Origin of the sequence: Streptomyces sp. NPDC096132 (assembly GCF_044763345.1) — a bacterium.
Lineage (GTDB): Bacteria > Actinomycetota > Actinomycetes > Streptomycetales > Streptomycetaceae > Streptomyces.
The window spans coordinates 195100-220427 of the sequence record NZ_JBIWGA010000005.1; the positions used below are offsets into that span (position 1 = coordinate 195100).

The window sequence follows — 25328 nt, forward strand, 5'->3', positions numbered from 1 at the left end:
GACAATGGAGGCTCTGTCAGGGCGGGTTGCATGAGGGGACGCATGTCGGAGGCGGAGCGGGCGGGGACACCCCGTCAGGACAAGAGCGCACGTCTCCTCGCCGGGCGGTACCGGCTGGGAGGCGTACTCGGCCGCGGCGGCATGGGGACGGTGTGGCGCGCCGAGGACGAGACCCTCGGCCGGACGGTCGCCGTCAAGGAGCTGCGGTTCCCGGGGAACATCGACGAGGACGAGAAGCGCCGGCTGATCACACGGACGCTGCGCGAGGCCAAGGCCATCGCCCGGATCCGCAACAACAGCGCGGTGACGGTCTTCGACGTGGTCGAGGAGGACGACCGGCCGTGGATCGTGATGGAGCTCGTCGAGGGCAAGTCGCTCGCCGAGGTCATCCGTGAGGACGGCGTGCTGGAGCCGAGGCGCGCGGCCGAGGTCGGCCTCGCCATCCTCGACGTGCTGCGGTCCGCGCACCGCGAGGGCATCCTGCACCGTGACGTGAAGCCGTCCAACGTCCTGCTCGAGGGCGACACCGACCGGGTCGTGCTCACCGACTTCGGCATCGCCCAGGTCGAGGGCGACCCGTCCATCACCTCCACCGGCATGCTCGTCGGCGCCCCCTCCTACATCTCCCCCGAGCGGGCCCGCGGCCACAAGCCCGGGCCGGCGGCCGACCTGTGGTCGCTCGGCGGTCTGCTCTACGCGTCGGTCGAGGGCTCGCCCCCGTACGACAAGGGCTCGGCGATCGCGACGCTCACCGCGGTGATGACGGAGCCGCTGGAGGAGCCGAAGAACGCGGGTCCGCTGAAGGACGTCATCTACGGGCTCCTCACCAAGGATCCCGAGCGGCGGCTCGACGACGCCGGTGCGCGGGCGATGCTCAACGCCGTGATCCACGCGCCTGAACCGAAGGAGGCCGAGCCGGCCGACGCCACCCGGGTGGTGCCGCTGCCGGTCCAGCCGGACGGCCCCGACGGCAAGGGGAGTTCGGCCGCGGAGGCGGGCGAGAAGCTGCGCGGGGCGCTGCGTTCGGTGCGCAAGAAGGCCGCCGTCGCGGCCGCGGCCACCACGGCGTCCCGCACCAAGTCGGGCAGTGGCACGGCGGCTTCCGGGGCCACCGCGTCCGGCACGGCGGCCTCCGGTTCCGTACGGACGGACGAACCGAGGACGACCGCCCCGGCCACCAGGGCGACGACGGCATCCCCGGCCGCCCCGGCGGCCACCTCCACCTCAGCGGCCGGCTCCGCGTCGGTGTCGTCCGCCGGCAGCGGCGGCCGCGGGGGCCAGGGCGCGCAGGGCTCCACCGGGACGAACGGCGGGACGAACGGCGGGGCGAGCGGCGGGACGGGCGGCCGGAGTTCCGGATGGCCCGTGATGACGCCGCCGGACCTGCCGCCGCGGCCCGTGCCCCGGGCACCGCTGACCGATGTGGTGCCGAAGCGGACGCTGGTCATCATCGCCGTGGTCGTGGTGCTCGCGGTGCTCGGCACCGTACTGGCCATCACGTTCGGCGGCGATGACGACGACAGCGCCGGCGGCTCGAAGAGCGGTGGCGGCGGCAGGACCGTCGCCAGCGCGAGCGCCTCCACCAAGGAGGACAAGGACAGCGGAACCAAGTCCGACGGGTCGGCCTCGCAGTCCACCGGCACCGCCACCTCCGGTGCCGCACCGAGCAACACCTCCACGGACGGCGGCAGCGGGTCCGACGTCTCCACCGCCGAGGAGAGCCGGGCGGCGACCACGTACGAGGGCGGCCAGGGGTACTCGATCGGGCTGCCCACCGGCTGGAAGTTCCAGTCGGCGAGCTCCACGGGCGACCGGTTCACCGGCCCCGACGGGCAGCGGCTGCTGGTCGCCTGGACGACCACGCCCAAGGACGACCCCGTCGCCGACTGGAAGAACCAGGAGCGCTATATGAAGCGCTCCCAGTACAAGAAGATCCGAATAGAGGCGGTGAACTACCGCGGCTGGAACACGGCCGACTGGGAGTTCACCTACGTGGAGAGCGGCACGAAGTACCGCGTCATCGACCGCGGATTCGTCGTGAGCAGCAGCCAGGGGTACGCGCTGATGTACACCGCGAAGGCCGCCAAGTGGTCCGGCGATCTGCGCGAGAACACCTGGCAGACACTGACGGACACCTTCACGCCCAAGAAGTAGCCGTCCCGACGGCAGAGCGGTCACGCACCGTGTTCGGCAGGTGTTCGGGGAGCGAGATCTCGCATCCCCTCTTTGCGGGTTGCCTCCGGCACGTATCGTGAGTGGTTGCGGACCGTACGCATCCAGCTCCATGACCGGATACGGCTGGAACGGCCCGCGAGGCGAACGGAATTGACCGACCGGGTGGCCGGGGGAGGCAACGTGGACGACTATGCGGGGCGGGTACTCGCCGACCGCTACCGCCTGCCGCTGCCGCCCTCCGACGAGTACGAACTCACCGAGACCCGGGCCTTCGACACCTACAGCGGACAGGAAGTCCTGGTCCGGCAGGTGCCGTTGCCCGAGGTCGTCGAGGCCGAGGTGCTCGACGCCGAGGGGCTGCCCGAGGGGTTCACGGCGCGTGAGCGCAGGGGCACCGGCCGGGTTCCCGGTGCGCGAGCCGGCACCGGCACCCGGCGGCCCGCCGATCCCGTCGTACGGCGGGCGGTGGAGGCGGCGCAGGCCGCGGCGAGCATTCCCGACCACCCGCGGCTCGACCAGGTCTTCGACGTGTTCGCCGAGGGCGGCTCGCTGTGGATAGTGAGTGAACTGGTGGCCGCGCGGCCACTCGCCGCTCTGCTCGCCGAACAGCCGCTGACGCCGTACCGGGCGGCCGAGGTCGCCTCCGACGTGCTCATGGCCCTGCGGGTGCTGCACGCCCACGGCTGGGTGCACCGGAACATCACCGCACGCACCGTCCTCGTCTGCGACGACGGACGGGTCATGCTGACCGGCCTGGCGGTCGGGGCGGCGGAAGAGGCGCTGTGCGGGTACGACCCGGTGCCGGTGGAGGAGACGGGGGCGGGGGCACCGGTTCCGGTTCCCGCGCCTCAGGGGCCGGTGGCTCCCGGTGCCGGTCCTGGATTCGGTCCTGGTCCGGGCGCGGGCTCCGGTGGTGTGAGTCCCGGCTCCGGTGGTGCCGGGGGCGTCGATCCCGAGGCCGCGCGGCGGGCCGCCATCGAGGCTCGGGCGGCCGGTGGGCTGCCGGGCCCGGCGGGTGAGCCGGTGACCGGCGGCGGGGAGTCGGGTGCGGTGGCCCGTCGGGCGGCCGTGGAGACCGGCGGGGACATCCGTGCGGCACGGGCCGGGGCGATCGCCGCGTACCGGGCGGGCGCGCGGGCGGCGGCCCGGGTGCAGGAGGCACAGCAGAACGGCCGGGCGGCCCTGCCGGGGGCCCGCACCCCGGCCGAGGACACAGGCGCAGCCATGACGGCTTCGCCGTACGGTGCGCCGGGGAGTGGCGCGAGCGGGAGTGGTGCGCCCGGGAGCGGTGCGGGCAACACGCTCTCCGGAGCGCCCGGCGGCTCCTCCGCGCCGCCCGGGCAGATCGCCGACCCGTACGGGGTACGGGGTGCTCCCGCACCCAACCCGCCATCAGGCTCCGCCTTCGGCTTCGGCCAGGGCCCGGGGGCCGCTGGTGCCGACCCCGCCGCCCCCGGCCACGTTCAGGGACCCGGCGCGCCCGGCATCGCCCCGTACTCGCCCGCCCCGCTGCCCGCCCAGGCGGCCGGGGATGCCGGTGACGGGCGGGCCCGGGGCCGTTGGGACGAACTCGTCGCCGCCGGGGTGCCCGGGGCACCCGTCCGGCGTGGGCCCGCCACCGCGCTGGCCGCCGAGCGGGCGCGGCAGACGCGCATGGCGGTCGTCGGGCCCGTCACCGAGCGGTGGGCGCCCGAGCAGGCCGGGCCGGTGCACGAGAACTGGCAGCTGGCCGCGCCGATCGGTCCCGCGACCGACCTGTGGGCGCTCGGCGCGCTGCTCTTCAGGGCCGTACAGGGACACGCGCCCTACCCGGAGGAGTCGACGGCGGAACTGGTGCAGATGGTGTGCGCCGAGCCGCCCGCCTTCGCCGAGGAGTGCGGGCCGCTCAGGCCGGTCGTGGAGTCGCTGCTGCGCCAGGACCCCACCGAGCGCCTCGACTTCGAGGAACTGCGCGGCTGGCTGCGCTCGCTGGTGCGGTCCGCGCCGGAACCGGAGGCGGGGACGTACGTCGTCGCCGCGCCGCCCGCCGACCCGCACCGGCTGCCGATCGTGCGCCGCAAGGGCGAACTGGTGCGCAGACGGCGTGCCGGACTGCCCGCGACGCACGGCCGGCACAAGCGGGCCCCGCGGGACACGGGCCGTTCGCCGCGCAGCCTGGGCCGCACCCTCCTGGTGCTGATCCTGCTGTTGCTGGCCGGCGCCATCGCGTACGCCGTCCTGTTCATGCCCAAGGCGGACGAGGAGGGCGCGGCCGGAACCGGCGGCACGCAGAACACCGGGGCCACCGCCTCCGCCACCCCGCCGGCCGGTCAGGCCCCGGACGCGAGCAGCGAGCCCCGCCCCGACCAGACCTCGCCGGGCAGCAGTACGAGCGCCGAGGCGACCGAGACCCGGACGGGCTCCGGCGTGGACGTCGCCGATGGCTTCACGCTCCGCAAGGACGCCGCCGGTTTCCAGGTCGCCGTGGCCAACGGCTGGGACCGCACCGGGAAGAACGGACGCGGTCAGGTCGTCTACTCCCACGGAGACTTCGAGCTGATCGTCGTACCGGGACGGGACAGCGCGTCCGCCAACGGCAGCGACCCGATGGTCTACCAGCGGGAGAAGGAGAGCGAACTGCAGCCGTACCGCGACTCCAGCTGGGCGACGGCCTCCGGGCTGCGCACCACCACGGTGGGCACGCGGGTCATGGCCGAGGGCCAGTTCACCTGGTCCGACGGCGGGCGCGAGCTGTACGTCCGCAATCTGGCGGTCCTCATCGACGGCCGCTACCACATCGTGCAGGTCAGGGGTCCGGAAGCCGAACGGGACGAGGTCACGCGGCTGTACGGACAGGCGGCGGCTACTTACCAGTACACCGGCTGAGCACGGCCCGGCCGCTCCAGGTTGCTCCGCGGCCGCGGAAGCGACAACCGTCACAGTGCTGTCTCCTTGGCACCCCGCTTGTTCCCCGGACGCGGCCCGGTCTTTACGCTGACCCTGTCAAGACCATTGCGGGGCAACGTGAATCAGATGCAGGGCCTGCTCCTTGCGGGCCGCTACCGGCTTGCCGACTCCATCGGCAGCGGCGGGATGGGCCGGGTGTGGCGCGCCCACGACGAGCTGCTGCACCGGGCCGTCGCCATCAAGGAACTGACCGCCGCGCTCTACGTGTCCGAGAGCGACCAGGCGATCCTGCTCGCGCGCACGCGGGCCGAGGCGCGCGCGGCCGCGCGGATCAACCACTCCGCCGTCGTCACCGTGCACGACGTGCTCGAACACGACGGCCGGCCGTGGATCGTGATGGAGCTGGTCGAGGGCCGTTCGCTGGCCGACGCGGTCAAGGAGGACGGCCGGGTCGAGCCCGCCGAGGCGGCCCGGGTCGGCCTGTGGGTGCTGCGCGCCCTGCGGGCCGCGCATGCCGCCGGCGTCCTGCACCGTGACGTCAAGCCCGGCAACGTGCTCCTCTCGCACGACGGCCGGGTCCTCCTCACCGACTTCGGCATCGCCCAGATCGAGGGCGACACCACGATCACCCGCACCGGAGAGGTCGTCGGCTCCGTCGACTACCTCGCCCCCGAGCGGGTGCGCGGCCAGGACCCCGGCCCGTCCTCCGACCTGTGGGCGCTCGCCGCGACGCTGTACACGGCGGTGGAGGGGCGCTCGCCGTTCCGCCGCACCTCGCCGCTGACCACCATGCAGGCCGTCGTCGAGGAGGAGGCCACCGAGCCGCAGTACGCCGGCCCGCTCGGCCCCGTCATCACCGCCCTGCTCCGCAAGGATCCGGCCACCCGTCCCAGCTTCGACGAGGCCGAGCAGCTGCTCGCCGAGGCGGCGGAGGGGCGCCGCCCGACCGGGGCACAGGCGTTCGTCCCGACGCAGTTCGGCGGCCCGGACCAGTACGGCGGACCCGACCGGCGGACGAACGGTACGGGGTCCTCGTACGCGTCCGGAAGCCACTTCGGTACCGGACCTCTGGGACCTGCGGTGCCGGAAGCGGGGACTCCCGTTCCCGGCGGCACGGGCCCGACCGCCGTCGGCGGCACGCACCCCGGCCACGCTCCCTCGCACTCCGGCCCGACGCACCTGGGCCCCCACCTCGACCCCGCCTCCGCCCAGCCCCCGCGCCGTCGCCGTCGTCGGCTGCGTACGCTCGCGCTCGTGGTCGTCCTTGCCGCGCTGGTCGGCGGGGGTGCGGCGGTGGCCTTCCAGCAGTGGGACGAGGGCCGACAGGGGACCGACGGGACCACGAACTCCGCCTCCGACTCCGGCTCCGCCTCTCCCTCCCCCTCGCCGAGCCCCACGGCCTCCTGGACGGAGGTCAGCGACCCGCTGGGCTTCGGGCTCTCGCTGCCCGACTCGACTTGGCAGCGGACGGTCTTCCAGGACGACGGCGACCTCCAGCAGATCGACTACTCGCCCGACGGCGGTGAGCACTTCGTCCGCATCGCGCTCGACAAGTCGCCCGACTACAACGACCCGTACGCGCACCAGAAGGACCTCGAAGCGCAGCTCGACCGGCTGGTGGACTACGAGACGGTCAAGCTGGAGAGGAACATCTACCGCGACCGCGACGGCTCCGAGTGGGAGTACACGTGGACCGCGCTGGCCAAGGACACGCAGTTCCCCGGGCCGCGCCGGGCGATCGAGGAGACGTACATCGCCCGTGACGGCACGGAGTACGCCATCTACATGTCGGCGCCCGCCGATGACTGGAAGACGACCGCCAAGCAGTTCAAGTCCGTACTGCAGAGCTGGCGGGAACCCAGCGCCTCCTGACGGGGGGTTGGCCGGTCGGCCACCCGGAGCCGGGAGCTCCGGTGGGGCATGATGAGCCCATGGGGACCGAGGGGGACACCGTCCGTGTCATCGCGGGCCGCTACCGGCTGGAGGCGAGGCTCGGCCGGGGCGGCATGGGCGTCGTGTGGCGTGCCACGGACGAGCTGCTGGGACGGCGTGTCGCGGTCAAGGAGCTGATCCAGGACGACACGCTCTCCGACGAGGAGGCGCGCGGCCGCCGCGACCGGACGCTGCGCGAGGCACGGGCGGTCGCCCAGCTGAGCCACCCGCACATCATCGTCGTGCACGACGTCGTCGAGGACGGCGAACGCCCGTACATCGTCATGGAGCTGATCAACGGCGGCTCGCTCGCCGACCGGATCGCCGAGCAGGGCCCGCTCGCACCGGACGAGGCGGCCCGGATCGGCATCGCCCTGCTCGGCGCCCTGCGCGCCGCCCACGCGGCCGGAGTGCTGCACCGGGACCTCAAGCCGGCGAACGTCCTGCTCGAGGACGACAGCGACCGGGTCGTGCTCACGGACTTCGGCATCGCGCAGGTCGCGGGCGCCACCACGCTCACCGAGACCGGCTCCTTCGTCGGCTCGCCCGAGTACACCGCCCCGGAGCGGATGTCCGGCGCGCACACCGGACCCGAGTCCGACCTGTGGTCGCTGGGCGCGCTGCTGTGCACCGCGCTGAGCGGCGAATCGCCGTTCCGGCGCGACTCGCTGGGCGGCATCCTGCACGCCGTGGTCATGGCCGAGATCCGGACGCCCGACCAGGCCGCGCCGCTCCTGCCCGTCGTACGGGGGTTGTTGGAGCGCGATCCGGAACGGCGGCTCGCGGCGGCGGAGGCGGAACGCCTGCTGCGCGCCTTCCGTGACACCGGGCGCACGCCCCCGGCGGTGGGTTCCGGCTACACGCCGACCCAGCAGGATCTGCCGACACGGCCGCGACCCTCCCGGTCGACCGGGGCCGGGGAGCCGGAGCAGCCGCGCTGGGAGCAGTCCCGGCTCGGGCAGACCGGGCTGGGGGAGACCGGGCTGGGGGAGACCGGGCTGGGGCAGACGGGGCTGGGCCAGAGCGGGCCGGGGCGGAGCGGGCCGGGGTCCGAGCCGCCGCCGGTCGCCCGGGAGCGTTCCACGCGGGGCGTGCTGATCGCCGCGCTGCTCGTCGCCGCGATGGCGGGCGCGGGCGTGTCGGCGGCGGCGCTGCTGGTGAACCGGGACGGCGACGGGGGCGGTTCCCCCACGACCACGGCGCCCCGGCAGACGACGAGCGCGGCGTCGGGACCGACCGCCGGCGGCTCACCGGCCCCCACGACCGCCTCGCCCCCGTCGACGGCCACGACCCCCACCCCCTCCGCCACGGCCTCCCACGCCCCGAGCCCCGCCTCCGACGACCGCCCCACCGCCCCCTCCGGCTACCGCGTGGCCGACGACCCCGCCGGGTTCTCCCTCGCCGTGCCGGACGACTTCACGCGCGTGCCGCAGGGCGAGCGGGTCTTCTACATGTCGCCGGGGGACACCTTCCGCCTCGGCATCAAGATCGCCGATCCCGAGGAGGGCGGCCCGCTGGGCGTGATGCGGCGCGCGGCCGCCAAGGGCCCGGACACCAACCCCGGTTACCACGACGGCAAGGTCACCGAGACGACGCACGGCGGACACCCCGCCGCCTTCTGGGAGTTCACCTGGAACGGCTTCAGCGCGGCGGAGGGCCCCCGGCACACGTACGACCTGTGCTGGGAGGAGGGCGGGCGGATGTACGACGTGTGGGTGTCGGCGCCGGTCGGGAAGGTGCGGGAGGCACGGGAGTACTTCGACGTCGCCGTTGACACGTTCGTGACAGGGTAGTTGCACCACTCCGGTGGATACCGGCCTGCCTGGCGCGATATGGATGGACCCATGAGTCACAACGGGGGCGTCGGCCACGAGTCCGACGAGACGACGAGTTTCGTTCTGCAACCGCCGAATCCGCAGAACCGGCAGAGCCCGCAGCACGCCGTCGTACCGCCCCCGGCCCAGGGGCCCCCGCAGGCGCCGCCGCAGGAGCCGGGCGTCGGGCGGCTCATCGCCGGGCGCTACCGGCTGCTCGCCAAGCTCGGGCACGGCGGCATGGGCACGGTGTGGCGGGCCAAGGACGAGACCGTGGACCGTGAGGTCGCCGTCAAGGAACCCCGCGTACCGGACCATCTTCCCGACCGTGAACGGGCCAACGCGTTCGAGCGGATGCGGCGCGAGGCGCGGGCGGCGGCCCGGCTCGACCACCCCGCCGTGGTCAATGTGCACGATGTCGCGGTCGTCGACGGACAGCCGTGGATCGTGATGGAGCTGGTCCACGGCCGCTCGCTCGGCAGCGCCCTCCAGGAGGGCACGCTCAGCGGGCGCGAGGCCGCCCGGATCGGCCTGGAGGTGCTGGGCGCGCTGGAGGCCGCGCACGCGGCGGGCATCCTGCACCGGGACGTCAAGCCGGACAACATCCTCCTCGGCCGTCACGACCGGATCGTGCTCACCGACTTCGGCATCGCCCAGATCGAGGGCGAGACCAATCTGACCGACACCGGCGGTTTCGTCGGCTCGCCCGAGTACATCGCGCCCGAGCGGGTCCTCGGGCAGCGTCCCGGGCCGGCGTCCGACCTGTGGTCCCTCGGGGTGGTGCTCTACGCGGCCACGGAGGGCGTGTCGCCGTTCCGCCGCAGCAACACGCCGGCCACCCTGCAGTCCGTCCTCAACGCCGCGCCCGCCCCGCCCGCCGCCGCGCACGGCCCGCTCGCCGAGGCCGTCAACGGGCTGCTGGACAAGGACCCGGCGCGCCGCCCCGACGCCGCGCGGGTGCGGGCGCTGCTGGAGGCCGCCGCCAACCCGCCCGCGCCGCAGCCGCCGCAGCCCACGGAGGTCGTGCGGCAGGCCGACGCGCCCGCCCGGCGCCGTCGGTTGGCCCGTACGGTGTGGATCGGGCTGGGGGTCGCGGTCGTCGCGGCGGCGGTGACGGCGTACGTGACGATCGCCGACCCGTTCGCCGGACCGCTGCCGGACGGCTGGGCGAAGCACCACGAGAAGGACCTCACCGCGACGCTGGCGGTGCCCGGCACCTATGTGCGGAGCGAGCCCGAGAAGGACCGGAGGGACGACGAGCACTGGGTGAGTTTCACCGACCCGAGCGGTGCGGTCTCGGTCGTTCTGGAGGTGGCCCGCAAGGCCGAGGACACGAGCAAGGACATCAAGGCCTCCGCGGCGGCCGAGATGTACGCCGACGACGGGGAGTTCAAGGAGTCCGGCAGCTACGAGCTCGACATGCCGAAGACGCCGACGCCGCGTACCCAAACCGACGACAACGTGAAGTACCGGGACGGTGAACCGGCCGCCGAGAACACGGTGGTCTACACCACCGACGACAGTCAGGACCCGCTCCCGCGCGAGCTGAGGATCTTCTACTACAAGTCGTCCACCGGCGACATGTACAAGCTGCTGATCGGCTATCCCGGCAAGGGCGACTTCACCGAGCGGGGCCGCGAGGTGGCGCGGACGGCGATCGCGAACCTGGACGTGGACAAGCCGTAGGTCGTGGTAGGCATGGGGCATGAGCAACGACGGTGACCCCGTAGGCGCCAAGGACCGTACGGTGGGCGGGCGTTACCGGCTGCTCGAACGGATCGGCTCCGGCGGCACGGGCACCGTCTGGCGGGCCCACGACGCGCTCGTGGACCGTGAAGTCGCCGTCAAGCAGCCCCGGTTGCCCGGCCACCCCGAGGACGAGGTCTACCGCCGGGCCGCCCATCGCCTCTACCGGGAGGCCCGCGCCGCCGCCCGTGTCGACCATCCGTCCGCCGTCTCCATCCTCGACGTGGTGGTGGAGGAAGGACAGGCCGATGCCGGAGGGGACGGACTCCCCTGGATCGTCATGGAGTTGATACGCGGCGAGTCCCTGCACCAGGTGCTCGCGCGCGGCCCCCTCGATCCCGCCGAGGCCGCCCGCATCGGCCTCGCCGTCCTGGGCGCCCTGCGCGCGGCGCACGCCGTCGGCATCGTCCACCGCGACGTGAAGCCCGCCAACGTCCTGCTCGGCCCGCACGGCCGCGTCGTCCTCACCGACTTCGGCATCGCCCACATCCAGGGCGAGGAGTCCCTCACCGCCACGGGCGAGTTCGTGGGCTCCCTCGAGTTCGTCGCCCCCGAGCGCATGTCCGGCCGCGGCGCCGGCCCCGCCTCCGACCTGTGGTCGCTCGGCGTCCTCCTCCACACCGCCGTCGAGGGCCGCCCCCCGTTCCGCCGTACGACCCCGGAGTCCACCCTCACCGCAATCCTGACCGAAGCCCCACCCACCCCGGACCACGCGGGCCCCCTGGCCCCGCTGCTCCTCCACCTCCTGACCCGGGACCCGGCGGGTCGCCCGGGGGCGGAGGAGGCGGCCGCGGAGTTGGAGGCGGTGGCCGGGGGGCGGGGGCTGTCGCCGGCGGGCCGGGGTGGGTTGGTGCGGGGTGGGGAGACGGTGTCGGAAGGCGGGGGTGGGCTGACGCGGGACGGGGACGCCTCGGCGGAGCGTCGGGGTGTGGCGGTGCGGGACGGGGATGCTTCGGTGGAGCGTCAGGGTGTGGCGGTGCGGGACGGGGACGCCTCGGCGGAGCGTCGGGGTGTGTCGGTGCGGGACGGGGATGCTTCGGTGGAGCGTCGGGGTGTGGCGGCGTGGGACGGGGATGCTTCGGTGGAGCGTCGGGGTGTGGCGGCGTGGGACGGGGATGCCCCGGCGGAGGGCGAGGGTGTGGCGGCGCGGGGTCGGGCGGTGGTGGTTGAGGGCGAGGGTGTGGCGGCGCGGGGTCGGGCGGTGGCGGAGAGTGAGGGAGTGGGGGCGCAGGGTCGGGAGGCGGTGGCGGAGGGCCAGGGCGTACCGGCGCGGGATCAGGGCGCTTCGGTGGGAGGCCAGGGGACGTCGGTGGATCGAAACCGCCTGAACCCCCGGCACAACGGCCTGATCAGCAGGTTCGTTGCCAGTGGACACTGGCGTCGTGTGAGCGGTCGGTGAATGCCCGTTACCGGCGGGTACCCAAAGTCCTCCTCGCGGCATACCCTGCGCGTCATGACGGACTCGCAGGCCCCGGAACAGACCGGTACGAAGACCACGGCCGGTACCAACCCCCTCGCCCCCGCCCCCGCCGGCGTCCGCACCGCCGCCGACGTGGTCACTCCCCAGCTCGTCGCCCAGCTGACCAAGGGCGTCGTCGGCTCCGGCCGTACCGCGAACCACAGCCCCTTCAGCGGCGAGAAGCTCGCCGACCTGCCCGAGTCCACCCCCGAGGACGTACTCAAGGCATTCGAGGCGGCCCGCGCCGCGCAGGCGGTGTGGGAGCGGACGCCCGTACGGGAGCGCGCCGCCGTCCTGCTGCGCTTCCACGACCTGGTCCTGGAGCGGCAGGCCGAGGTCCTCGACCTGATCCAGCTGGAGACCGGCAAGGCGCGGCTGCACGCCCACGAGGAGGTGCAGGCCGTGGCGGTGGCCGCCCGCCACTACGGCCGCCGCGCCGCCGCCTACCTCAGGCCGAAGCGGCACGCCGGCGCCATGCCGACCCTCACGAAGGTCACCGAACTGCGCCACCCGCGCGGTGTCGTCGGCCAGATCGCCCCCTGGAACTACCCCCTGGAGCTGTCCGTCGGCGACGCGCTCCCCGCGTTCGTCGCGGGCAACGCCGTCGTCATGAAGCCCGACACGGAGACCTGCCTGACCGCCCTGTGGGCGCGCGACCTCCTCATCGAGGCCGGCCTGCCCGCCGACGTCTTCCAGGTCGTCCTCGGCGAGGGCCCCGTCGTCGGCCCCGAGCTCGTCAAGCACGCCGACTACGTCTCCTTCACCGGCTCCACCCGTACGGGGCGCGAGGTCGCGCAAGGTGCGGCGGCCCGCCTGGTCGGCGTGTCCCTCGAACTCGGCGGCAAGAACGCCATGCTGGTCCTCGAGGACGCCGACATCGAGAAGGCGGCCGCGGGCGCGATCCGCGCCTGCTTCTCCTCCGCCGGCCAGCTCTGCATCTCCATCGAGCGGCTCTATGTGCACGAGTCGATAGCGGACGCCTTCCTCGAGCGCTTCGCCACCCGCACCAAGGGCATGCGCCTCGGCAACTCCCTCGCCTACGGCGCGGACATGGGTTCCCTGGTCGGCCCGCGCCAGCTGGAGACCGTGACCCGGCACGTGGAGGAGGCCGTCGCCAAGGGCGCGAAGGTCGTCGCGGGCGGTACCGCCCGCCCGGACATCGGCCCCTACTTCTACGAGCCGACGATCCTCGACGGCGTCACCGAGCCCATGGCGGTGTGCGGCGAGGAGACCTTCGGCCCGGTCGTCTCGATCTACCGCTTCAAGACCGAGGACGAGGCGATCGAGCTCGCCAACTCGACGTCGTACGGCCTCAATTCGTCGGTGTGGACGAAGAACGGCGCCCGCGGCCGCGCGGTCGCCGCCCGCCTGCGCACCGGCACGGTCAACGTCAACGAGGGCTACGCCCCCGCCTACGGCAGCGTCCAGTCCCCGATGGGCGGTATGAAGGACTCCGGCCTCGGCCGCCGCCACGGCTCCGAGGGCATCCTCAAGTACACGGAGGCCCAGACGGTCGCTCAGCAGCGCCTCCTCCCGATGGCGCCGGCCCTGGGCATGACGGACGAGAAGTACGCCCAGTTCATGAGCACGAGCTTGCGGGTGATGAAGGCACTGAGGCTCAGGTAGCCAACCTGCTTTTCAGGGGCGCGGGGAACTGCGCGAGCAACCACGTACGACCCGCACGGAAACTCAAAGAGGAGCAATCGTGCCTCAGGACACCTACGACTACGACGTCCTCGTCGTCGGGTCAGGCTTCGGCGGCTCGGTGACAGCCCTCCGCCTGACGGAAAAGGGCTACAAGGTAGGTGTCCTGGAAGCAGGCCGCCGCTTCACCCGCGAAACCCTCCCGAAGAACTCCTGGGACCTGAAGAACTACCTGTGGGCCCCCAGGCTCGGCTGCTACGGCATCCAGCGCATCCACCTCCTCGGCAACGTCATGGTGCTGGCCGGCGCGGGAGTCGGCGGCGGCTCCCTCAACTACGCCAACACCCTCTACGTCCCGCCGAAGGCCTTCTTCGACGACCCCCAGTGGCGTGACATCACCGACTGGCAGGAGGAGCTGAAGCCGTACTACGACCAGGCGCGCCGCATGCTCGGCGTACGGCTCAACCCGACGACGACCCCCTCCGACGAACACCTGAAGGCGGCGGCCGAGCGGATGGGCGTCGGCGACACCTTCCACCTCGCGCCGGTCGGCGTCTTCTTCGGCGACGGCGAGGACGCGGACGGCGTCGCGAAGGCGAAGCCGGGGGAGCAGGTCGCAGACCCCTACTTCGGCGGCGCGGGCCCCGCCCGCAACGCCTGCACCGAGTGCGGGGAGTGCATGACCGGCTGCCGTCACGGCGCGAAGAACACCCTCAACGAGAACTACCTCCACCTCGCCGAGAAGGCGGGCGCGGTCGTGCACCCGCTGACGACGGTCGTGTCGGTCACGGACGACTCGCAGGGCGGCTACGCGGTGGCGACCCTGCCGACCGACGACCGCCGCCCGTCGAAGGGGCGGACCTTCAAGGCCCGCCGGGTCGTCCTCGCCGCCGGCACCTACGGCACCCAGACCCTGCTGCACCGTATGAAGGCGAACGGACAGCTCCCGTACCTGTCGGACCGGTTGGGCGAGCTGACCCGCACCAACTCCGAGGCACTGGTCGGCGCCCAGACCGACGACCGCCGCTACCGCAGGGCGACCGGCCGGGCGAAGGCGGACTTCACCCGCGGAGTCGCCATCACGTCCTCGGTCCACCCCGACGAGAACACCCACATCGAACCGGTCCGCTACGGCAAGGGCTCCAACTCGATGGGCGGCCTGTCGATCCTGCAGGTCCCGTACGCGGAGGGCTCGTCCAGGGTCGCCGGCTGGCTGGCCAACGCCGCCCGCCATCCCCTCCTCGTCCTGCGCTCGCTCTCCAACCGGCGCTGGTCGGAGCGGACCATCATCGGCCTGGTGATGCAGTCGCTGGACAACTCGCTGACGACGTATCTGAAGCCGACGGGCGTGGGCAGGGGCCTGCTGACGGCACGCCAGGGCCACGGCGCCCCCAACCCCAAGCAGATCAAGGCCGCCTCGGAGGCCGCCTCCGCGATCGCCGCCGAGATCAACGGCTTCGCCGGCTCCAACGTGGGCGAGCTGATGGGCACCCCGCTCACCGCCCACTTCCTCGGCGGCTGCCCGATCGGCGACTCCCGCGAGACGGGTGTCATCGACCCGTACCACCGCCTCTACGGCCACCCCGGAATCTCCGTCGTCGACGGCGCCGCCGTCTCCGCGAACCTGGGCGTGAACCCGTCGCTCACGATCACCGCTCAGGCCGAGCGGGCGATGTCGTACTGGCCGAACCAGGGCGAGGCGGACCCGCGTCCGGCGCAGGGGACGGCGTACGAGCGCCTGAAGCCGGTGGAGCCCCGCGAGCCGGCGGTCCCGGCGGACGCGTTCGGCGCGCTGCGCCTGCCGTTCCTGGGGATGCCGACGGTGCCGCCGAAGAAGTAGCGGATGCCGTAGGACCGAGCGACCGCGGGCAAGCGAAAGGGACCTGCACCCCCCTCCGAGCGCAGGTCCCTTTCGCTGGTCTGCGGTGCGTTACGCGTGCGCGCCGGTCTTGCGCCGGCGGACCGCGAGGACCGCACCCGCACCGGCGACGACGGCGGCGCCGCCGACGAGACCGATGACGGGGAGCGAGGAGTCGGAGCCGGTGGAGGCGAGGCTGCCGCTGATCGGCTTGGCGCTGCCCTGCGGCTTGGTGTCCGTGGGCTTGTCGCCGTTCGGCGTCGCGTCGTCGCTGCCGCCGGAGTCACTGCCCGCGGCGAGGATCTGGACGTCGTACACCGCACCGCCGAGGTGGCAGTCGGCGTTCTCGCCCGCGTACACGGCCTCGCTCAGCGCGACCGACGAGCCCGCCGGAGCCGACGCCTCGACCTTCACACGGAGGTCGAAGGTGGCGGAGGTGTCCTTCTCCAGTTCGTCGAGCAGACCCACGAAGGAACTGCTGATGTTGACCGACCCGCCGGCCCCGTCCTCGAAGGACTCCTGGTAGGCGTTGGTCCACTTGCCGTCTTCCTTGACCTGGATGACGGCGAGCCCGTCGGACAGCCAGTCGTCGACGTCCTCGTCCTCGTATTCGAGGTACGTCGCCATGTAGACGTTCTTCAGGTCGGTGCCGGTGTTGTTCTCGACGGTGTACTTGAAGCCGTGCCAGCCGGAGCCGGCGACGATCTTGCTCGGCAGCCCCTTGATCGTGGCGCTGAGGTCGTCGTCCCAGTCGATGGACTTGCAGTCCGTGACGGGGTCGAACGGGGCATCGCTCTCGTCCGCCGTCGAGCTCTCGGAGGCCGAGGAGGACGCGGAGGACGACGAGGACTGCGACGCGGAGCCGGACGGCGAGCCGGAGGCGCTGCCGGTCTGCGACTCGGACGACGAGGGCGACGAGGTGTCGGACGCGGACCCGGACGGGCTGGAGGTGTCGGACGCGGACGCGGAGGCGGTCTGCGACTCGGAGCTGCTCGCGGACGGCGAGCCGGTCTCCTCCGCGAACGCGGCGGGCGCGGAGAGCAGGGCGTACGGCACCAGAGCGGCCGTCGCGGCCGCGGTGACGAGAGTCCGGCGAAGCTTCATGAAGACCTCGGAAGATCGTGTAGGGGGAGGTCTTCCGCGAATGTGGGGCGCGGGAGTGACCCTTGTTTCGATAGGTGTGACCCGCGAATCCTGTGAACAGTTGTCCTCGCCTCACAGGAACTTTATGTGACCTGCGTCACGACATGACGAAGGGCCCCGCAGAACGGATCTGCGGGGCCCTTCTTCTCGTCAGCACCGGCGTCAGGGCAGCGCCGGTGCCTGGAAAGCGGCGCCGGGGGGTTGCGCCGCTGAATGGTCTGGACCTCTGGCAGTCATCCGGGACAAAGCACGCAATAGGGTTGTCCGGGACGGGACTTGGGGCTGTTGGGGGCTTTCTACGCATCGTGCTGGATGAACGCGGCGCCCGCAACCGTTTGACCCAGCCCTTGTGCGTTTTTGCCATGTCCGCCGGTCGGCCCCGGGCGTCCCCGAGGCCGACCGTTCTCTTGGGTGACCGGGCTGCTGTCCCCTGCCGTCCGGTCACTTTCCTGGAGCGAGGTCCCACGACGCACGGCACGATCCGTCCGTCTCATCGCTCCAGTGAGCCACGCGTGGTTTCTTCCGGGCCCGCCCCTGGCTGGAACGGACACCAGATCCAACGAAGCCCGCCGACGCCGGTCACGCGCCGTACGGGTGAGAGGCGCGCCGAACTCAGATGCGACCCCGGCACAGCTCCAGCAGCGTCATCGCGAGGGCGGTGCCGGGCTTGCCCAGCGCGTCCCTGTAATGGCCGAGGACCTCCATCTCACGCGAGAGGTTCACCCGCCGGCCGCCCGAGGTGATCCGGGCCTCCTGAATGACGGCGGACACGGCCATCCGCTCCTGGATCAGCCCGATGATCCGGTCGTCGAGGGCGTCGATGCGCTCACGCGCGCCGGTGATCACGTCGGCGGCCTCGGGGGTGCGGGCGCCGGTGACGTCGAGGGCGGTCATGGGGGCTCCTCATCGGTAGGTGGGGTGCCCCGGAGCGGCAAGGTCCGGAAAAACGCCAGGCGCCCCGGACCTTGTCGGCCCGGGGCGCCTGGGGAAGTCGCTTGTCAGTTGCTCAAGCAGCACGACCATGGCAGCCGGTGGGCCGGGTGCCATAGGTAAAGAGGAAGGTCGAGTGCGCGAGCATGGGGCGAGTATGCCACAGCGGACGACGGCGAGGCCGCCCACGCCCACCCCGTTAGACTCGGTACCACAGCCCCCGCCCAACCGCCGGAAGGCACCCCGTGTCATCAGCGACCCCCGCCGCCCCCGACACCGTCCTGGTCGTCGACTTCGGCGCGCAGTACGCCCAGCTCATCGCCCGTCGGGTCCGCGAGGCCCGGGTCTACAGCGAGATCGTGCCGAGCACCATGCCGGTCCAGGAGATGCTCGCCAAGAACCCGGCGGCGATCATCCTCTCCGGCGGCCCCTCGTCCGTGTACGAGGAAGGGGCCCCGACCGTCGACCGCGCCCTCTTCGAGGCCGGCGTCCCCGTCTTCGGCATGTGCTACGGCTTCCAGCTGATGGCCCAGTCCCTCGGCGGCACGGTCGACAACACCGGCGCCCGTGAGTACGGCCGTACGGACCTCCATGTGTCGAGGTCGTCCTCCACCCTCTTCGAGGGCACCCCCGCCGAGCAGGCCGTGTGGATGTCGCACGGCGACGCCTGCTCCGCCGCCCCCGAGGGCTTCACCGTCAGCGCCTCCACGGACGTCGTCCCGGTCGCCGCCTTCGAGAACGACGAGAAGAAGCTCTACGGCGTCCAGTACCACCCCGAGGTCATGCACTCCACGCACGGCCAGCAGGTCCTGGAGCACTTCCTCTACCGCGGCGCCGGTCTCACCCCGTCCTGGACCACGGGCAACGTGATCGAGGAGCAGGTCGCCGCGATCCGTGAGCTGGTCGGCGACAGCCGCGCCATCTGCGGTCTGTCCGGCGGCGTCGACTCCGCCGTGGCCGCCGCCCTCGTCCAGAAGGCCATCGGCTCCCAGCTGACCTGCGTCTACGTCGACCACGGCCTGATGCGCAAGGGCGAGACCGAGCAGGTCGAGAAGGACTTCGTCGCCGCGACCGGCGTCCAGCTGAAGGTCGTGGACGCCGAGGAGCGGTTCCTGAAGGCGCTCGCCGGGGTCTCCGACCCCGAGGAGAAGCGGAAGATCATCGGCCGCGAGTTCATCCGCGTCTTCGAGCAGGCCCAGGCCGAGATCATCGCGGACGAGGGCCCGGCCGTGGAGTTCCTCGTCCAGGGCACCCTGTACCCCGACGTCGTCGAGTCCGGCGGCGGCACCGGCACGGCCAACATCAAGTCCCACCACAACGTGGGCGGCCTCCCCGAGGACCTCGAGTTCAAGCTGATCGAGCCGCTGCGCAAGCTCTTCAAGGACGAGGTCCGCATGGTCGGCCAGGAGCTCGGCCTGCCCGAGGAGATCGTCCAGCGCCAGCCGTTCCCGGGACCGGGCCTCGGCATCCGGATCGTCGGCGAGGTCACCAAGGACCGGCTCGACCTGCTCCGCGACGCCGACGCCATCGCCCGCGAGGAACTCACGGCCGCCGGTCTCGACCGCGAGATCTGGCAGTGCCCGGTGGTCCTGCTCGCGGACGTCCGCAGCGTCGGCGTCCAGGGCGACGGCCGCACCTACGGCCACCCGATCGTGCTGCGCCCGGTCTCCTCCGAGGACGCCATGACCGCCGACTGGTCGCGGCTGCCGTACGACGTCCTCGCGAAGATCTCCACCCGGATCACCAACGAAGTGCGTGACGTCAACCGTGTCGTCGTCGACGTGACCTCCAAGCCGCCGGGCACCATCGAGTGGGAGTGAGCCCGTGAAGCTCACTTGTGCCTGACGACGCGCAGCGGCTCACCGGGCTTCCAGACCTGCACGACGAGATACGTCTCGTCCTCGACGTAGGTCCTGACGACCTCCGTCAGCTCGGTGCGGAAGAGGTGGAACGGCTCCGGCGGTTCCACCTCTTTCATGTACGCGCCCTTCACCGCCGGGTCGTCGACCTCGACCGCGCGCCCGCCGATCCGTACGTCCCCGCCGCCCATCCCCGTGCCCTCGCCCGGGTTGGCCTGGAGCGCGAAACGCGGGTCGCGCCGCAGGTCGAGCGCCTTGACCGAGTCGGGCATCATGCCGAGCCACAGCTCACCGTCCAGGAAACGGACCTCCAGGCCCGTGGTCCGCGGAGAGCCGTCCTTGCGCAGGGTCGCCAGGACGTGATGCGTGAACGCGCCGAAGCGCTCCTCGACGGTCCTCGCGAGATCGGGTTCCGCCGCGGCGAACGCCGCCCAGTTCGATGTCATGCACCGAGTCTGGCTTCGATACCCGACATCGTCTGTCGTCTTTCGACGGGCGTGTTCTGTCGGAATCCTGTCGTGTTCTGGCGCCGCACGTCATCTTTACATAACAAGCCTGTTCTCCTGCGCTGACCGACGGTAACTTCCGCCCGTACACCCACCCAGTGCTGGAGGACCGATGCATGGGCCCACGCCGCCTGCCCCGCTGCCCACCGACCGGCTGCAGTTCGCCATGCCGCCGATGCACGACTCGGTGGAGGACGAGCGCCGGCACCGCAAGGAACGCCTGGCAGGCGCCGTACGCCTCTTCGGACGGTTCGGCTTCGAGGACGGGGTCTCCGGACACATCACGGCCCGCGACCCCGAGTTCAGCGACTGCTTCTGGGTCAACCCATTCGGCATGCCGTTCAAGCACGTCACCGTCAGTGATCTGGTCCTCGCCAACTCGGACGGTCAGGTCATCGAGGGCCGCTACCACGTCAACCAGGCCGCCTTCACCGTCCACGCCCAGGTCCACGCGGCCCGCCCCGACGTCGTCGCCGTCGCCCACTGCCACTCCGTCCACGGCCGCGCCCTCGCCGCCCTCGGCGAACTCCTCGACCCCATCACCCAGGAGAGCTGCGCCTTCTACGAGGACCACGCCCTCTACGACGCCTACACCGGCGTAGCCGTCGACACCGAGGAGGGCCGGCGCATCGCGACCGCGCTCGGCTCCCGCAAGGCCCTCGTCCTGCGCAACCACGGGCTGCTGACCGTCGGCGACTCGGTCGACGCGGCCGCCTGGTGGTTCATGTCCATGGAACGCTCCAGCCAGGTCCAGCTCACCGCCCGCGCCGCCGGCCGCCCCCTGCTCATCGACCACAGGGCAGCGGTGGCGACCCGCGAACAACTCGGCGGCGACCTCGTGGCCTGGATCAACTACCAGCCCCTCTGGCAGGACATCAGCCGCAGCGAACCGGACCTGCTGAGCTAGGGCCCCGATCCCTGGAACCCGCGCAGTATCACGGCCTTGGTCATCGCGAACTCGTCGTCCGTCAGCACGCCGTCCCGGTGCAGTTCCCCCAGTTCGCGCAGCCGCCGCAGCAGTACGTCGTGGTGGTCGGCCTGCGCGGGAACGGCCGCCGGGCGCCGGTGCGGGGTGTCCGCCCCCTCGACGCCCGCCTGGGCCGAGGGATGCGGCAGCCGCGCGGTGACCGCCGTCGCCACCAGCGCGGTCAGCAGGTCCCGCCGCACATTGCCCCACAGGTCCAGCGCATACGGGTCCTTCTCCGCCGGCAGCTTCGAGGCCGGCCGAGTCGAGAAGGGCGTCTCGCGGGTCACGAACCGCAGAAAGCCGTCCTCGTAGCCGGAGTTGGGCAGCCACTCGACCTGCACCAGATCCCCGACCGCGATGATCCGCGGCCCCGTCGCCCGCTTCACCCGGTCCGAGGTGTCCGCCCAGTCGATCCGGACCTGCGTGCCGTCGAAGGAGACCGTGCCGTCGGAGGAACGCACCGACACCGGCACCGGCGGACCCGGCAGCAGATAGGCCTTGGTCGGCTCCTTGGGGACCTGGTCGAGCAGCAGCGCGTGCCGGATCTCCTCGGCGACGTACTCGGCCACCCCGGAACGGTCCACGTCCACCGCCAGCCGATACGGATCCGCCGCCTCCGGCAGCCGCCCGCCCGTCGCCTGCAGCAGCGGATCCGCACCCTCCCGGAGCCGCATCCGCAGCCGCCCGCGCCGCCGCTCGGGCTCGTAGACGATCCCGGCGACCGCCTCCAACGGCACGGCGATCTCCCCGTACGTCTGCCGGAACAGCGGCACCGAACGGTGGAGCCCCGGCGTGATCCGGATCGTCGTACCGTCGAAGGCCCAGCTCCCGTCACGCTGGATGATCTCGGCCATACGCAAATTCTCGCAGCCGGGTCAACACGGACAGCGCCTTCTTCACCCGTACGGACCAGACCTGCCGGAAGGACACGGTGTGCCGTAGGGCACAATTCGCTGTCATCAGGGGCGGGTTGTCAGCAGGGCGGCGACCGGGATCCACACCGGGTCCCCAGAGGTCGCCGCTCGTTCGGTTCATGGGGAAGGCGGGCGTCGGACGTGGCGGTACAGGAGGCGAGACAGGGCGCGAACCCGAGCACGGGCGCGGGTACCCACGACGGCGGCTGCACCTGCGGGGACTGCCCGCACGGCGCCCGCGAGGGACACCGGCGCGCGGTCGCCGCGTTCCTGCTCAAACGCGACGAGTTCGCCGCCGGACAGGGCCTGCCCGCCGCCGTCGCCCACTCCGCCTCCGCCTCCCGCCAGTGGGTCTCCGAGGAACTCACCCAGTCCGCCGAACTCGTCGCCGAACGCGGCCGCGCCGAGGGCGAGGCCTGGCTCTCCCGCCTCTGGCTGCGCACGGCCGTCACCGTGTGGGCCGCGGTCGTCGTCCTCCTCCTGGTCCAGTCCCTGACGGCGATCGGCGCGGGCTGGACCTCGGCCCGCACCGCCGGACTCCTCGCCGCCCTCCTCGTGGCCGGGGGTCTCACCACCGCCTCCTGGTTCCACCGCGCCCGCGGCGGCGCCCTCGCCCCCGTCATCGGCGAGGACAACCGCCTCTCCACCTCCCGCGCCGTCGCCGCCGCCTGGGTCCTCCTCCTCTCCTACGCCGTCCTCGTCCTCGTCGGCCGCCTCGCCGCCGCCTCCGGCCACACCGAACGCGACGCCCTCCTCTCCGGCCTCGACCTCACCCACGGCGCCGGCGTGGTGACCGTCCTGGCGGTGGTCTGCGGCATCGCGGTGCTGGTCCGCCGGGTGGTCGGCCTGCGCGTCCTCGCCCAGCGGCTCCAGAAGGTCCGCGCCCACCGCCCCCGGGCGGCCGACCTCCTCACCGACGACTCCGGCCGCGGCACCTTCGCCGACATCCAGTACGTCGTGATCAGCGCCGTCGCCCTGGCCTTCGCCGCGGTCCGCCTCGCCCGCCGCCCCGACCAGCTCCCCGATCTGCCCTGGGGCCTCGCGGTCGTGGTCCTGGTCTCGGCCGCGACCTACCTCGCCGGCAAGTACGCCGAGGGCGGCCGCCCCGTGATCCTCTCTGTTGTCCGCTCCCGCGAGGCCGGTGACCTCGACGCCCCCATCCGCACCGGCGACGACATCGAGATCCGCGGCGCCGGCTTCGTCCCGCCCGGCGCCCAGACCGCCGACCGCCTCTCCCGCATGGTCGTCCGCATCGGCCCCGTCCATGTCCACGTCCCCCTCGTCCCCGTCACCGGCGGCTTCAGCAACCCCACCGACGCCGTCCTCACCGTCCCGGTCCCGGCAGACGTGGAACCCGGCCGCGTGGACGTCCAGGTGGTCACCGCGGCGGGCGTCGAGACGAACCGCTACACGATCGACGTCACCGATTGAAGTGCTCTCCCGGCTGAAGCCGGGAGATTCCCTCCTACCTTGCGGTGGCGGGCTTGACGCCGCGGGTGCGCCTGACGACTGCCCTTCCGGCAGCCGGGACGAGCGCGTGGCCCATCCGGTACAGGTGCAAGACGTTCCGTGCGGCGTTGTGGTCGGCGTTGTCGGACCATCCGCAGCCTTCGTTCTTGCATACGAACACGGCCTGGGACTCCCGGCTGCCCGGTGTGGTGAAGCCGCACATCGAGCAGCGCCGGGAGGTGCCGGGGGCGGGAACCTTGTGCAGGGTGCCCCCGTGGCGGGCGGCCTTGTACGTCAGCATCGTCACGGTGCGTCCCCACGCCTCTTGGCTGATGGAGCGGTTGAGGCCGGACTTCTGGGCGACGTTCTTCCCTGGGTTCTCGATGGTGCCTCTGGCACTCTTGACCATGTTCGGGATGTCCAGTTTTTCCACCACGATCACGCCGTAGGTGCGGGCAAGGTGGGTGGTGGTCTGGTGCTGCCAGTCACTCGCCCTGCGCTTGGCTGTCGCGCGGAGGCTTGCGATCTGGTCGTAGGTCCGCTTCAGCCGGTTGGAGGTTTTCCGCCCCGGCTTGCGGAAGCTCTTGCGGTGCGCGGCCCGCTGCTCCAGGCGGAGCGGCTTGGCCTTTTCATTGGGGTTGAGCCACTTGTCCCGGTCGGCTGTGCCGTCCGGGAGGCGGGCGGGGCGACCGTGGTCCTGGTGGTGACCGTCGGACAGGGCCAGGGGGATGTTGACTCCGGCGTCGATGCCGACCTCGGGACCGGTGTGAGGCTCGGGCACGGCGTTGAGGGTCTGGACGCGGAAGGCGATGTGCCAGCCGAGCGCGTCTTTGACCAGCCGGGCGCCGGTGATCTTGTTGTCGGTGCCGGCGGTCTTGCCGATGGGGAGGTCTTTGGTCCAGCGGAAGCGGACACGGCCGGCCTTGGGAATGTTGACCATGCCCCAGCGGCGGTGCACGCGCTTGATCTGGAGGTCGCGACCCTGCAGGACGTCCACGCTCATCACCGTGCGGAGACGGGCCTTGAAGTTCGGCGCCTCGGCCCGCCCCTCCCAGCAGTTCCTCCACGCCTGAAAGTAGGTCTTCAGCACCGCCTGGGCGGCCTGGGCGGGAAGGGCCGCGAGCCAGTCGATGTCCCTGCGCGCCTGGCGGATCGCGGCGTCCGCCGCGGCAAGTGTGCGCTTGCCCTTAGGCAGCATCGTCCACCAGTCATGCAGGAGGTTCCACGTCGTACGGGCGGCGTGCGCCTGGGCGTCGATGAGCCGGATCTGCGCAGGGGTCAGTGCCAGCCGGGCGCGGTGCCCGAACTGCCGCTTCTCCTGTGCACGTTCCGTTGCCATGCGATCACTGTGCCATTCGGTCTATGTCACCGCACTGGAATCCAAATCCCGATGTGCGCACCGGCCGTCATGTCGTCCACAACCTTCATGTCCATTTGGTGTTTGTCACCAAGTACCGGCGCAGGGCCATGACGGGCGAGATGCTGACGCGCTGCGAAGAGATCATGCGGGAGGTCTGCGAGGACTTCGAGGCTGAACTGAAGCAGTTCAACGGCGAAGAGGACCACGTCCACCTGCTCGTGCACTACCCGCCCAAAGTCCAGCTCTCCAAGCTGGTCAACTCCCTCAAGGGCGTCTCCTCCCGCTACCTGCGCAAGGAGTACGACGCTCACGTCCGTCGCTACCTGTGGGGCGGCCACTTCTGGTCTGGCTCCTACTTCGCCGGAAGCTGTGGCGGAGCACCGCTGACCGTCGTTCGCCAGTACATCGAGAACCAGCAGCGCCCCATGTGACGGCCGTCGTGAGCGTCGGCCAACAGCGCGGATCCCTGCCCACAGCCGAGGCCAGAGCAATTCCGAGATGCGCTTCACCACCGCCCTGAAGGGCGGAGCACTGCGCAAGATCAAAGGTAGAGGGTGCAGACGGAGTAGACCGAGGACCGCCTACCGGACCCAGGTGAGCGGGGGTGGAGTGAACCCGCGGGCCCGAGTGAACGTGTGCGGAGTGAACCACAGGGGCACCCAGGCCGTGCAAACAGTTGAGCGCAC

17 protein-coding genes are annotated in these 25328 nt (G+C 72.0%); 12 read left to right on the forward strand and 5 right to left on the reverse strand.

Annotated elements, in window-relative coordinates; genetic code table 11:
* Positions 1–42 precede the first annotated feature (42 nt).
* From ACIRF9_RS14075 to ACIRF9_RS14110, 8 genes are all read left to right on the forward strand, one after another.
* A complete protein-coding gene (locus ACIRF9_RS14075; protein WP_403821202.1) occupies positions 43–2154 on the forward strand; it encodes a serine/threonine-protein kinase in 2112 nt (703 codons plus the stop codon).
* 201 nt (positions 2155–2355) lie between these two features.
* The gene (locus ACIRF9_RS14080; protein ID WP_403820384.1) at positions 2356–5040 is read left to right on the forward strand and encodes a protein kinase; all 2685 of its coding nucleotides are present in this window, start codon (positions 2356–2358) and stop codon (positions 5038–5040) included.
* Between the two features lie 147 nt (positions 5041–5187).
* Positions 5188–6933: a serine/threonine-protein kinase gene (locus ACIRF9_RS14085; protein WP_403820387.1), complete on the forward strand. Its 1746-nt coding sequence runs from the start codon at positions 5188–5190 to the stop codon at positions 6931–6933.
* 59 nt (positions 6934–6992) lie between these two features.
* Positions 6993–8786 (forward strand): protein kinase, encoded by a 1794-nt coding sequence (locus ACIRF9_RS14090; protein ID WP_403820390.1) that lies wholly within the window; start codon positions 6993–6995, stop codon positions 8784–8786.
* A gap of 51 nt (positions 8787–8837) precedes the next feature.
* The gene (locus tag ACIRF9_RS14095) at positions 8838–10493 is read left to right on the forward strand and encodes a serine/threonine-protein kinase (protein ID WP_403820393.1); all 1656 of its coding nucleotides are present in this window, start codon (positions 8838–8840) and stop codon (positions 10491–10493) included.
* Positions 10494–10512: 19 nt separating this feature from the next.
* Positions 10513–11952 (forward strand): protein kinase, encoded by a 1440-nt coding sequence (locus ACIRF9_RS14100; protein ID WP_403820396.1) that lies wholly within the window; start codon positions 10513–10515, stop codon positions 11950–11952.
* Between the two features lie 54 nt (positions 11953–12006).
* Positions 12007–13638, forward strand: a complete 1632-nt coding sequence (locus tag ACIRF9_RS14105; protein ID WP_403820399.1) for a succinic semialdehyde dehydrogenase — start codon at positions 12007–12009, stop codon at positions 13636–13638.
* Positions 13639–13717: 79 nt separating this feature from the next.
* Positions 13718–15496 carry a GMC family oxidoreductase N-terminal domain-containing protein gene (locus ACIRF9_RS14110; RefSeq protein WP_403820402.1) on the forward strand — a complete coding sequence of 593 codons (1779 nt, stop codon included), beginning with the start codon at positions 13718–13720 and terminating at the stop codon, positions 15494–15496.
* 90 nt (positions 15497–15586) lie between these two features.
* Here ACIRF9_RS14110 and ACIRF9_RS14115 read toward each other — a convergent pair whose 3' ends face one another.
* Together ACIRF9_RS14115 and ACIRF9_RS14120 are read right to left on the reverse strand one after the other, a co-directional pair.
* Entirely contained in the window at positions 15587–16618 is a 1032-nt protein-coding gene (locus ACIRF9_RS14115) for an LPXTG cell wall anchor domain-containing protein (RefSeq protein WP_403820405.1), read from the reverse strand.
* Positions 16619–17269: 651 nt separating this feature from the next.
* The gene (locus ACIRF9_RS14120; RefSeq protein WP_403820407.1) at positions 17270–17551 is read right to left on the reverse strand and encodes a chorismate mutase; all 282 of its coding nucleotides are present in this window, start codon (positions 17549–17551) and stop codon (positions 17270–17272) included.
* Positions 17552–17832: 281 nt separating this feature from the next.
* Between ACIRF9_RS14120 and guaA the strand changes: the two genes are divergently transcribed.
* Positions 17833–19407 carry a glutamine-hydrolyzing GMP synthase gene (guaA, locus tag ACIRF9_RS14125; protein WP_403820410.1) on the forward strand — a complete coding sequence of 525 codons (1575 nt, stop codon included), beginning with the start codon at positions 17833–17835 and terminating at the stop codon, positions 19405–19407.
* Positions 19408–19418: 11 nt separating this feature from the next.
* Here guaA and ACIRF9_RS14130 read toward each other — a convergent pair whose 3' ends face one another.
* Complete coding sequence (locus ACIRF9_RS14130; RefSeq protein ID WP_403820413.1) at positions 19419–19892, reverse strand: pyridoxamine 5'-phosphate oxidase family protein; 474 nt, start codon at positions 19890–19892, stop codon at positions 19419–19421.
* A 172-nt stretch (positions 19893–20064) separates the two neighbouring features.
* Here ACIRF9_RS14130 and ACIRF9_RS14135 point away from each other — a divergent pair, with 172 nt between their 5' ends.
* Complete coding sequence (locus ACIRF9_RS14135; protein WP_403820415.1) at positions 20065–20859, forward strand: class II aldolase/adducin family protein; 795 nt, start codon at positions 20065–20067, stop codon at positions 20857–20859.
* Here ACIRF9_RS14135 and ACIRF9_RS14140 read toward each other — a convergent pair.
* The gene (locus ACIRF9_RS14140; protein WP_403820417.1) at positions 20856–21773 is read right to left on the reverse strand and encodes a DUF4429 domain-containing protein; all 918 of its coding nucleotides are present in this window, start codon (positions 21771–21773) and stop codon (positions 20856–20858) included. The genes ACIRF9_RS14135 and ACIRF9_RS14140 overlap by 4 nt on opposite strands.
* 201 nt (positions 21774–21974) lie before the next feature.
* Between ACIRF9_RS14140 and ACIRF9_RS14145 the strand changes: the two genes are divergently transcribed.
* Positions 21975–23264: a hypothetical protein gene (locus tag ACIRF9_RS14145; protein WP_403820420.1), complete on the forward strand. Its 1290-nt coding sequence runs from the start codon at positions 21975–21977 to the stop codon at positions 23262–23264.
* Between the two features lie 34 nt (positions 23265–23298).
* Here the strand turns inward: ACIRF9_RS14145 and ACIRF9_RS14150 are convergent, their stop codons facing one another.
* Complete coding sequence (locus ACIRF9_RS14150) at positions 23299–24621, reverse strand: RNA-guided endonuclease InsQ/TnpB family protein (protein WP_403820423.1); 1323 nt, start codon at positions 24619–24621, stop codon at positions 23299–23301.
* A gap of 23 nt (positions 24622–24644) precedes the next feature.
* Between ACIRF9_RS14150 and tnpA the strand changes: the two genes are divergently transcribed.
* Positions 24645–25073 (forward strand): IS200/IS605 family transposase, encoded by a 429-nt coding sequence (tnpA, locus tag ACIRF9_RS14155; RefSeq protein ID WP_403820426.1) that lies wholly within the window; start codon positions 24645–24647, stop codon positions 25071–25073.
* Positions 25074–25328 lie beyond the last annotated feature (255 nt).

Bases quoted from the DNA above. Each gene is read 5' to 3' on its own strand.
- ACIRF9_RS14120 (WP_403820407.1), bottom strand. From the start codon at position 17,551: ATGACCGCCCTCGACGTCACCGGCGCCCGCACCCCCGAGGCCGCCGAC.
- ACIRF9_RS14090 (WP_403820390.1), top strand. From the start codon at position 6,993: ATGGGGACCGAGGGGGACACCGTCCGTGTCATCGCGGGCCGCTACCGG.
- ACIRF9_RS14105 (WP_403820399.1), top strand. From the start codon at position 12,007: ATGACGGACTCGCAGGCCCCGGAACAGACCGGTACGAAGACCACGGCC.
- ACIRF9_RS14135 (WP_403820415.1), top strand. From the start codon at position 20,065: ATGCATGGGCCCACGCCGCCTGCCCCGCTGCCCACCGACCGGCTGCAG.
- ACIRF9_RS14095 (WP_403820393.1), top strand. From the start codon at position 8,838: ATGAGTCACAACGGGGGCGTCGGCCACGAGTCCGACGAGACGACGAGT.
- ACIRF9_RS14140 (WP_403820417.1), bottom strand. From the start codon at position 21,773: ATGGCCGAGATCATCCAGCGTGACGGGAGCTGGGCCTTCGACGGTACG.
- ACIRF9_RS14085 (WP_403820387.1), top strand. From the start codon at position 5,188: ATGCAGGGCCTGCTCCTTGCGGGCCGCTACCGGCTTGCCGACTCCATC.
- ACIRF9_RS14075 (WP_403821202.1), top strand. From the start codon at position 43: ATGTCGGAGGCGGAGCGGGCGGGGACACCCCGTCAGGACAAGAGCGCA.
- tnpA (WP_403820426.1), top strand. From the start codon at position 24,645: ATGTCACCGCACTGGAATCCAAATCCCGATGTGCGCACCGGCCGTCAT.
- ACIRF9_RS14150 (WP_403820423.1), bottom strand. From the start codon at position 24,621: ATGGCAACGGAACGTGCACAGGAGAAGCGGCAGTTCGGGCACCGCGCC.
- ACIRF9_RS14100 (WP_403820396.1), top strand. From the start codon at position 10,513: ATGAGCAACGACGGTGACCCCGTAGGCGCCAAGGACCGTACGGTGGGC.
- ACIRF9_RS14130 (WP_403820413.1), bottom strand. From the start codon at position 19,892: ATGACATCGAACTGGGCGGCGTTCGCCGCGGCGGAACCCGATCTCGCG.
- ACIRF9_RS14115 (WP_403820405.1), bottom strand. From the start codon at position 16,618: ATGAAGCTTCGCCGGACTCTCGTCACCGCGGCCGCGACGGCCGCTCTG.